This window comes from Bacillus cereus group sp. BfR-BA-01524, assembly GCF_022662595.1.
Taxonomy (GTDB): Bacteria; Bacillota; Bacilli; order Bacillales; family Bacillaceae_G; genus Bacillus_A; species Bacillus_A thuringiensis_S.
Map to the genome: position 1 here is coordinate 1 of NZ_JAKUDW010000143.1, position 10,312 is coordinate 10,312.

Here is a 10,312-nt window from a genome sequence, read left to right on the forward strand (position 1 = left end):
AAATGATGAAGAAATTACTGTTTTTAAATCAGTTGGTTTAGCGGTAGTGGATATTATCGTTGCGAAGTATTTGTATGAGAGAGCGGTGGAGCGCGGAGTAGGGAATAAGATTGAGTTTTGAGACTGCCTTTTGGTGGTCTTTTTTGTTGATGTGGGTGTGCTAGTATTTATAATTGAATCCTCTTGGTAAAAATCAAATTGATATTATGTTGGAACATATGAATTTTGTGCGGACATCAAATCATTCATTCAATTGGTATATGAAAAAGTTGCACCTCTAATTATTAGAGGTGCAACTTTTTACCATTCTCGCCATTCTTCTGTTATATCTTCCTCGGATTCTAAGCCAGCTATTCGTGCTGCTGTATCGATAAATTCATAGAGATCTTCTCTTTCCATTGTTTCAATAAAATGGTCATGTTCGATATTTAATTCATTTAATTTAATAACTACCTCTTTAACAACTTGCATTACTTCGACTTCGGTTGGATTCTCTCCTAATCGCTGTAAATTGTTAATGTAAGTGTCAAGAACTGTATTTGCTGCACTTATATTTTCTTCAGTGAAAAACTCCCCATCTTCATCATACTCAACCCATGAGGTTGTTGGTTTATTTTTTTTCAATTCATCAAATGTCATGATAACCTCCTAAATGTGTTTTTTTATCTTTAATTCCATTCTATATTTTCGGTCATATATAACAATCCTTTTAGAGTTTTTTTGTAAGCTGCTAGTTTTTTAACTCATTTTACGAGGTAACCTATTCGTGGTCTTTTTATTTTATCATCCTTATACATATAGTTTATCGCAAGAATTCAGTAATAGATTTCAAACTTTCTAGTTTTACAAAAAAGTTTGACTTTACATACGGGTAGTGGTAATTTAAAACTTATAAGAAAACTCGGGATTAATTCCGAGTTTTCTTATGGGCATAAACAGTTCGAGGGGGCCGAAAGATGAAACAGAAGTTATTTGCATTACCATTTGTTCTAATACTACTTATTGCATTAGCTGCTTGTTCAGGGGAAAAAGATTCGAAGCAAGCAGGAACTAGTAAATCAGGGACTCCGAAAGACGGAGGGGCGTTAACGATTGGTGTTAGCGATAATCCAGATACGATGAATCCGCTTTATGCGAATGATCGTGTGTCATTAACTGTGCAGCAAGCTTTATATGCGCCGCTATATCATATGGAAGACGGTAAGAAAAAGTTTGTTCTTGCTGAGAGCTTTACGCCTTCAGAAGATCAATTAACGTGGACATTGAAATTAAAAGATAATTTGAAATGGCATGATGGTAAGAAAATTACATCAGACGATATAGCATTTACATTCCAATCTATTTTAGATGAGAAGCAAAATAGCTCAAGCCGTGAAAACTTTATTTTTAAAGGAAAGCCGCTTGAGGTGAAAAAGGTGGATGAGCTAACGACTCAATTCGTGTTACCACAAGTAAGTGCATCTTTTGAAGGTGTGATGAATGATTTCTTCCCAATTCCGAAACATGTATTTGAAGGGGAAGCAGATTTAGCGAAGAGTAAGAAAAACTTACAGCCTGTAGGATCAGGGCCGTTTAAGTTTAAAGAGTATAAATCAGATGAGTACGTTGCGTTAGATCGATTTGATGATTATGTAGGTGGGAAAGCTAAATTAGACTCTATCGTATACCGCGTTGTAAAAGACCGTAATACAGCAAATGTTTCACTGCAAAATGGTCAAATCAACATGAAGATGATTGAACCGCAAGACTTTAAGAAACTAGATAGCACTGGGAACTTCTCAATGGTGACATTCCCTGAAGGTAGATTATTCTACTTATCTTATAACATGAATACTGATCTTATGAAGAAAAAAGAAGTGCGCCAAGCAATTGCGCATGCGTTAGATAAAAAAGAAATGATTAACTCAGCATTCGTTTCAGGTGAATTTGCAGAACCAGCAAATTCAATCTTAACGCCAGACGCTATGTATTATGCGAAAGATATTAAAGACTATAAGTATGATAAAAAAGAAGCGAAAGATTTATTAGCAAAAGCTGGCGTGAAAGATAAAGAAAAAGTACGTGTGATGTATGTAACGAATAATAAAATTATGGAAAGCTTAGCGCTTTATACACAACAAAAATTAAAAGAAGTTGGCTTAGAAGTTGAACTAAATGCATTAGATGCTAGTGCGGCAAGTGAAAAAGGCTTAGATAAAGAGAATAAAGAATATGACATTACATTTGGTGGTTACATAATGGGACCTGAGCCAGATTCATATAAGAGCTTATTCTTAAGTAATGCTGAATACAATTATGCACGATATAAAAACGCTGATTTCGATAAGTTATGGGAAGAAGCTGCAGTTGAGACAGATAAAACAAAACGCGCAGAGCTATACCATAAAATTCAAGAGACAGCTAGAGAAGACGTACCTTATCTACCAATCGCGTATCCGAAAGCAGTTATTGCAGTAGATAAAAAGTTTGATGGATTGAAAGAAGCAAAAGCAATTCCTGTCACAATGTTTGAAGATCTATCTAAGATTTATGAAGTGAAATAAGAAACAATAAAGAAGCTGGTGGAAATCAGCTTCTTTAGCTTGAGGGGGGAAGTTTGTGTATAAAGTAATTGCGAAGAGGCTTTTAAATGCAATTCCGCTTTTATTTGTTATTTCTATTATTTCTTTTCTATTAATAAAGCTAGCGCCGGGGGATCCCGTTCGAAACTTTGTAACGCCAAACATGAGTCCAATTGATGTGGAGCGTATTCGCAAAAGTTTAGGACTAGATCAACCAATTTACGTGCAGTATTTTTTATGGTTAAAAAACATTTTAACAGGAAACTTTGGTTACTCACTTCAAAATCATCGTCCTGTTTTGGAACTTATCACAGAAAGATTACCTGCAACAATTGGGTTAATGGGATCATCTTTACTCGTCTCATTCGTAATCGCAATACCACTTGGACTATTTACAGGTGTGAAAAAGAATTCATTCTTTGACCGCATTGTAAACTTTATTTCATACGTTGGTATTTCTATGCCGGTTTTCTGGTTTGCACTACTATTAGTCTACTTATTCTCTTTAAAATTGAACCTACTTCCGAGTATGGGTATGCGCACCGTAGGTAAAGATTCTGTCTGGGATATTGTGCAACACGGCATTTTACCTTGCATGGTGCTAGCGTTCCAAAACGTATCTGTTTATATGAGATATATTCGTTCAAGTACGATTCAGCAATTAGAAGAAGAATATGTACAAATTCAATATGCATACGGCGCTTCGAAGAAAACAGTGTTATTTAATCACGTACTTCGAAATGTATTAATACCAATCATTACAATTTTCGGATTATCGATTCCAAGTTTAGTAGGCGGAGCATTTATTACGGAAACAGTATTCTCATGGCCAGGACTTGGTTCACTTGGGGTAAATGCTATTTTTAGATTTGATTATCCGATTATCATGGCAATTACATTACTATCATCATTCATGTTAATTCTCGGTAACTTAATTGCTGATATTTTATATGGCGTAGTAGATCCGCGCATTCGAATGAGGGGGTGATTTGGAATGAATAATAGGAGATTTCAAACGATAAAACATAGCTTTACGAAAAATAAGTTTGTTGCAATGGGAGTTATTATACTTGCGGTTTTAACGGTCGCATCAATTTTCGCATTCATATCGCCATACGATCCTAGCAAAATGTCGATTCCAGATCGCTTACAAGAACCAAGTATGAGTCATCCTTTCGGAACGGATGATTACGGAAGGGATTACTTAACGAGAGCGTTATATGGCGGACGAGTTTCACTTGCGGTCGGTTTCCTTGCGATGGTTGTTTCTATTACAATCGGTACTGCAGTTGGAACAATTAGCGGATATTTTGGCGGAAAGTTAGACAACTTTTTAATGAGGGTTGTTGAAGTACTGATGTCAATTCCATCATTCTTTTTAATGCTACTATTAAATGCGTATTTAAAACCAGGAATTACGACGTTAGTTCTTATTATCGGATTACTAACATGGATGGACACCGCCCGTATTGTAAGGGCAGAAACGTTATCTGTAAAAGAGCGTGAGTACGTTTTATACGCAAAAGTATCAGGGCAAAAATCACTTATGATTATTGTAAGACATATCATTCCGAACATTTTATCAACCATTATTATCGCTGCGACATTAACGATTGCGACATCGATTTTAATGGAATCATCACTTAGTTTCTTAGGTTTAGGTATTAGAGAACCAGATTCTTCTTGGGGCAGCATGCTAAACAATGCGCAAGGATATATTGGTGAAGCTTGGTATTTAACGCTCTTCCCAGGATTCCTTATCCTTTTAACGGTACTTAGTTTTAACGTAATTGGTGAAGCGTTGAAGAAAGCTTTCGCACCAAAAGGAGCCGGACATGAAAACTAAAGTGTTAAGTGAAAGGAGTGAGCAGCGTGTCTGAAAAACTATTAGAAGTGAAAAATTTAAAGACTTCTTTTTTCATAGAAAGTGGCGAAGTTGAAGCGGTTCGCGGCGTTACATTTCGCTTAAATAAAGGAGAAGTAGTCGGTATCGTTGGGGAATCTGGAAGCGGAAAGAGTGTAATGGCGAAGTCCGTTATGTCTCTCGTTACGTCACCAGGAAAAGTGAAAGAAGGGGAAATCCTTTTTCATAATGAAAACATACTTTCTAAATCTGAAAAAGAATTACGTTCTATTAGAGGAAATCAAATTTCACTTATCTCTCAAGACCCAATGTCAGCGCTAAATCCAGTCGTGAAAATTGGGAAACAAATGACGGAAGTAATTATACGTCATCAAAAAGTGAAAAAGAAAGAAGCAGAGCAGATCGCGATCAACTTGTTAAAACAAGTCGGCCTTTCGTCGCCAGAAGAAAGGGTAAAACAATATCCGCATGAACTAAGCGGCGGTATGAAGCAGCGGGTTATGATCGCAATGGCTATGTCGTGTAACCCGGACCTTCTCATTGCGGACGAACCGACGACTGCACTTGATGTAACGATACAAGCACAAATACTAGATTTAATGAAAAACTTAAAGAACGAAAAAAATATGGCGTTACTTCTGATTACGCATGACTTAGGAATTGTCGCGCAAAACTGTACGCGCGTTATCGTTATGTACGGCGGGCTTATTATGGAAGAAGGACCTGTACTTGATATTTTCCAATCGCCGAATCATCCATATACGAAAGGGCTATTAAACTCTTTGCCAAAAATATCGAACGGCGTAAAAGAAAGACTCGCTCCTATTCAAGGTGTAACGCCAAACTTATTAAACCCGCCACAAGGTTGCCCATTCGCAGAGCGTTGCCCGCATGCGATGGACATTTGTGAAAAAGAACGTCCGCCATATTTTGAAATCGGAAACGAAAGACGTTCTATGTGCTGGTTAAATGATAGGGCGGTAGGTGATTTCCATGCATGAAGAAAACTTAATTGAAGTTCGGAACTTAAAAAAGTATTTTCCTATTAAAAAAGGACTATTCGGCAGAAAAACAGAGCAATTAAAAGCAGTTGATGACTTAAGCTTCACTATTAAAAAGGGTGAAACATTCGGATTAGTAGGAGAATCCGGATGCGGAAAATCAACGACAGGAAGAAGTATCATTCGTTTACACGACGTCACTTCAGGTAACGTTTTATTCGACGGAAAAGATATCGCAAGTTTAAAGGAAAGTGAACTAAAAGAATATCGAAAAAGAATGCAAATCATTTTCCAAGATCCATACGCATCATTAAACCCGGCAATGAACGTATTCCAAATTATTAGCGAACCGATGAACATTCACGGTTCCTACGAAAAAGAAGAACAAAAAGAAATCATTTTAGACCTTCTGAAAAAGGTAGGCTTAAAAGAAGAACACTTATATCGCTACCCGCACGAATTTAGCGGAGGCCAGCGCCAGCGCATTAGCATCGCGCGTGCACTATCTGTAAAACCAGACTTTATCCTATGTGACGAACCAATCTCAGCACTAGATGTCTCAGTCCAAGCACAAGTCGTAAACATGCTGCAAGACATCCAAGAAGAAACAGGCGTCACATATTTATTCATCGCGCATGACCTATCCATGGTAAGACACATATCAGACCGAATCGGAGTCATGTACTTAGGAAACATAGTAGAAATTGCTGACAGCGAAGATCTATACACAAAACCGGCACATCCATACACACAAGCACTACTCTCATCTATGCCAGAACCAGATCCAACAAACACAGGCAAAGAACGGATCATCCTAGAGGGAGAAGTACCAAGCCCACTAAACTCACCATCCGGCTGCAAATTCAGAACGCGCTGCAAATTCGCCACTGAAAAATGCGCACAGGAAGTACCGAAGATGGTGGAGATTGCGAAAGGGCATCAGGTGGCTTGTCATTTGTTTTAGATTTGAGGAAAAGTATTGGGGGGACCTGGTGCTTTTTTTCTTTGTAGGTGAACGTGATGTGGGATTGGTTGTAGATTAATGTAGAAATTTAATGTTTTCGAAAAAAAGAATTGACTTCTATATTAGTTGTAACTAAAATAGTTACATAAAGATGTAATCAATTTAGTTACAACTGATATCTGCTAAAAATATGATTTATATATTTAATTAAGGATGGTGGTCCATACGTTGCCACCCGGTGTAGAAAGTTACTAACACATTCAAATCAATGCATATTCTAAGCTTTAGTATTTTCTGTTACGGGGCAATAAGGTGCAACGTTATCTTTTGTTAAAAACCTTGGTGGATCTTTCTTTGGAAATATTAGTTTTGGGGAAATATAGTAAGGTATCTAAAAAAGAACAAGGTATAAAAAGATGTACTTATATAAACCAAAAATTTAGTTGAGCTGGATAATAAAAAAAAGGTAGGAGATTTAAATGGAGACGAAACAAGATAACCTTATTTACGTATGGGATGCATATTGTGGATGGTGCTATGGTTTTTCAGAAAGTATTAAAGGATTTTACAAAAACCACACTGAAGTGCCATTAACGGTTTTATGTGGAGGGTTATTTTTAGATAATTTACCAATGAAAAACTTCTCATATATAGAAGAAGGAAATAAAAGAATTAATCAACTTACAGGTGCTGAATTTGGTCCTTCATATCAAAAATTGGTGGAGGAAGGGACTTTTAAAATGAATTCGAAAGATGCTGCAATTGGCTTTTCAGCTTTACGCTCATTAGCGCCAGACCGTTTATTAGAATTCACTTCGGCTATGCAAAAAGCGTTTTATTATGAGGGCCAAAGTCTGAGTGATCCTGAAACATATCGCAAAATTGCAATCGAGCATGGTTTGGACCCTGAACAAGTATTAGAACGTTTAAACGCTCAAGAAACAATAATAGATGTCCAAAATGATTTCAATAAAGTTCGACAGCTTGGTGTTAATAGCTATCCTTCCTTACTTTTACAAAAGGATAATCAAATTATTCCTATTGGTGGTGGCGTAATGACGCCGGATAAAATTGAAGCGCGTTTTAAAAATTTATATTAAGAAAATTTAGGATATAGTAGCAAACATGTTATCTTAGGCCACCTGACATTCATCTCCGGAATATTCGCCAGTACTATTACACTTTCAGATGAATGGGAGTGGGAGATTTTATCGGAACAAGATAAAAATATGATAATTAGTTAATAACTTTAACAAAAGGAGAATAACATACTATGTTTAAAACAATCGATACAAATCAACAAGATGTGAAATTAACGGTGTTTAGTTCGGACGAAAAAAGCTTTATGGTCACAGCAACATTAGTTGAGAAAGCAGGACATGCATTTTTAATAAACTCAAAATTTACTCAATCTGATTCGAAAGAAATTTTTGAGTATCTGAAAAAAAACGACTTATCTTTAGATAAAATCTTTATTATTCATGGGGATCCAGACTACTACTTTGGATTAGAGAGCATTAAAGCCGTTTACCCAGAAGCTATAGCGTATGCTACAGAGTCTACTGTTGAACATATTGTTCATTCTGTCTTAGGGAAATTAAAAGTTTGGAAAGACGCCCTTGGAGAAAATGCACCAAGTAACGTGGTATTACCTCAAGTGTTTAAAGAAAACACAATTGATTTTCAGGGGTTAACATTTGAACTAGTAGGCTTAGATCATTACAGAACTAGCTTATTTAATAAAGAGCTGAAAGTATTAATTGGTGGTATTGATGTATTTAACGAAATACATGTATTCTTAGCGGATACTAGCTCAAAAGCGGCGATGGAGGCGTGGATTGAGAACTTGAAAGTGTTACAAGCATTACATGCTGACATAATTGTACCTAGCCATGGATCAATCGAAAAATCCCTAAATAATCAAGCACTTACTGCGACAATGGATTATTTAAGAACTGCGATTCAAGCTTCTGAGGAAAGTGGAACTTCAAAAGATTTTGTGGCAAAACTTGAAGCAGCATATCCAGACTATGCAAATAAAGGTGTATTAGAATTAAGTGCAAAAGTTGTAACAAAAGAAATGCCTTGGGGTTAATGATATGAATAAATATCAAAAACTATTACATGAAACGTATGTGTTAACTGGCGAAGGGAAATTGGATGCGTTCAAAACGTATTTAAGTGAAAATGTATCTTGGACAGAAGCTGCTGGGTTTCCATATGCAGGTACTTATATAGGTCCAGATGAAGTAGTGAAAAACGTACATGAACGTCTTGGCACGGAATGGGATGACTATAGCGCTAAAGATGAAATTTATACTTTTAATAACAATACTGTTATTGTGTATGGAAAATATAGTGGAACATATAAAGCTACAGGGAAGTCATTTGTAGCAGATTTTTGTCATCTTTATAAGTTTGATGAGAACGATAAGGTTAAGAAGTTTATACAAATTGTGGACAGTGCAACTGTTAATGAGGTATTAAGTTAGAGTTAATCGTTTCTAATATGCCTTGTATAGGGGAGGATAAATGAAATTCCTAACATTACCCCTGACATTACATTTTTGGGAAGGTTTCTCCTTCTTCAAACTTTTTATAGAAGAAAACTTATTTAAGTAGAAGAGGTAGGTATATATGAAATTAGAGAAAAGTTTAATCATAACAATTATTTCTGTATTTATTTTAGGAGTAGTTTCGACTTTGGTATATCAAGCTTCCACCGGTAATAACAAAGGGAACTCAATAAAGAGCGAGAATGTTGCTTCTGTATCAAAAGAAGTGAAAGAAAATGAAAAGAATAAAAAGATGGTAGTTGATTTCTATAATGAAGTTTTTAACAAACATAATATCGATATTATCCCTAAATATGTTAGCGAAGATTATAAGCAACATAATCCTTTTGTTGCTGATGGACGAAAAGCCTTCATGGATTTCTTTAAGGAGGATTTTGTTAAAAATCCTAATTCCTCTGCAGAGATTAAACGTGTAGTAGCTGAAGGGGATACAGTTGCTCTTCATGTACATTCTCGTACTAATTCTCAAGATAAGGGAGTTGCTATAGTGGATATATTTCGTATCAAGGATGGAAAGATTGTCGAACACTGGGATGTAATTCAAGAGATTTCAAGTGAAGCAGCTAATGATAATACGATGTTTTAGATAGAAGATATATTTAATAATTGTTTAATTGATAGTGCTGTATAGAATTTAGAAATCTAGATAAGTAAAGGAGATGTCCTAGTACCATGCCTGGGATATCTCCTTTTTGTTTTAACGAGATTTAATTTATTGTTACTTGTATTTTTTTATGTACTACTATTCGATTACACATCATTTCAGGCGGTTTTCTTTTATCTCGCATTAACGGGCAGTAAGATCCCCACCTCTTTTAATTCTTCAATTAATAAAAAGTTTGCTTTCAAATTAGAAAGGGTTAGTCCCTCACACCCAAAAACAAAGGGGAACTCAATTATTCAAATTCATATAAAGTTTCAATCTTGTCTAAGCATCCATTAGGATGTACAATTGATCATCTATTTTTCTTTACATAATCTCCAGATGCAGTCCATATCAACTATAGATTCTTGTCTTATGCTAAATGTAATCAAAAAGCAAGTAGATAAAGATAATGACTAAAACATTAACTCTAGATACTTTTTTGATGAATATTACAAATAAACAGGAGGTAATGAAAAATGATTAAAACATTATTAGCAGGAGCACTTTTAAGTACAGGATTGGTAGCGGGAGGTGCAGATGATGCGAAAATGGACAATTTAAAGTCAAATGAAGATAGTTCAAATCAAGTAATTACACAGAGTGTAGATGGAACAACGTCTTTCTCACAAAACTTTGATTTACCTAAAGATGCAGTGCCAGCAACTCCTAAAGGAAACGCAAAAACAGTTGAAAGAACAGA

General features: G+C 35.7%; 10 protein-coding genes and 2 pseudogenes. 11 read left to right on the forward strand and 1 reads right to left on the reverse strand.

Going from position 1 to position 10,312, the window contains the following annotated elements:
* A pseudogene (locus tag MR170_RS28340) lies at positions 1 to 121 on the forward strand (ornithine cyclodeaminase family protein); the annotation flags it as partial.
* Positions 122 to 300: 179 nt separating this feature from the next.
* On the opposite strand, the gene MR170_RS28345 reads toward MR170_RS28340, so the two are convergent.
* Entirely contained in the window at positions 301 to 639 is a 339-nt protein-coding gene (locus MR170_RS28345; protein ID WP_242310280.1) for a hypothetical protein, read from the reverse strand.
* Positions 640 to 956: 317 nt separating this feature from the next.
* Between MR170_RS28345 and MR170_RS28350 the strand changes: the two genes are divergently transcribed.
* The 10 genes and pseudogenes from MR170_RS28350 to MR170_RS28395 form a co-directional block, all read left to right on the forward strand.
* Positions 957 to 2,543: an ABC transporter substrate-binding protein gene (locus MR170_RS28350; protein ID WP_043935134.1), complete on the forward strand. Its 1,587-nt coding sequence runs from the start codon at positions 957 to 959 to the stop codon at positions 2,541 to 2,543.
* Positions 2,544 to 2,598: 55 nt separating this feature from the next.
* Positions 2,599 to 3,549 (forward strand): ABC transporter permease, encoded by a 951-nt coding sequence (locus MR170_RS28355; RefSeq protein ID WP_000278778.1) that lies wholly within the window; start codon positions 2,599 to 2,601, stop codon positions 3,547 to 3,549.
* A gap of 6 nt (positions 3,550 to 3,555) precedes the next feature.
* Entirely contained in the window at positions 3,556 to 4,407 is an 852-nt protein-coding gene (locus MR170_RS28360) for an ABC transporter permease (protein ID WP_043935135.1), read from the forward strand.
* Positions 4,408 to 4,433: 26 nt separating this feature from the next.
* Positions 4,434 to 5,426 (forward strand): ABC transporter ATP-binding protein, encoded by a 993-nt coding sequence (locus MR170_RS28365; RefSeq protein ID WP_242310282.1) that lies wholly within the window; start codon positions 4,434 to 4,436, stop codon positions 5,424 to 5,426.
* Positions 5,419 to 6,390 carry an ABC transporter ATP-binding protein gene (locus MR170_RS28370; protein ID WP_000544136.1) on the forward strand — a complete coding sequence of 324 codons (972 nt, stop codon included), beginning with the start codon at positions 5,419 to 5,421 and terminating at the stop codon, positions 6,388 to 6,390. Before MR170_RS28365 ends, MR170_RS28370 begins: the two co-directional genes overlap by 8 nt.
* 479 nt (positions 6,391 to 6,869) lie before the next feature.
* Positions 6,870 to 7,490 carry a DsbA family protein gene (locus tag MR170_RS28375; RefSeq protein ID WP_000448622.1) on the forward strand — a complete coding sequence of 207 codons (621 nt, stop codon included), beginning with the start codon at positions 6,870 to 6,872 and terminating at the stop codon, positions 7,488 to 7,490.
* Positions 7,491 to 7,663: 173 nt separating this feature from the next.
* Complete coding sequence (locus MR170_RS28380; protein ID WP_242310284.1) at positions 7,664 to 8,485, forward strand: MBL fold metallo-hydrolase; 822 nt, start codon at positions 7,664 to 7,666, stop codon at positions 8,483 to 8,485.
* Positions 8,486 to 8,489: 4 nt separating this feature from the next.
* Positions 8,490 to 8,882, forward strand: coding sequence for a nuclear transport factor 2 family protein (locus MR170_RS28385; RefSeq protein WP_001046367.1), 393 nt, complete (start codon positions 8,490 to 8,492; stop codon positions 8,880 to 8,882).
* Between the two features lie 145 nt (positions 8,883 to 9,027).
* A complete protein-coding gene (locus MR170_RS28390) occupies positions 9,028 to 9,552 on the forward strand; it encodes a nuclear transport factor 2 family protein (RefSeq protein ID WP_016082678.1) in 525 nt (174 codons plus the stop codon).
* 536 nt (positions 9,553 to 10,088) lie between these two features.
* A pseudogene (locus MR170_RS28395) lies at positions 10,089 to 10,312 on the forward strand (alpha-ketoglutarate permease); the annotation flags it as partial.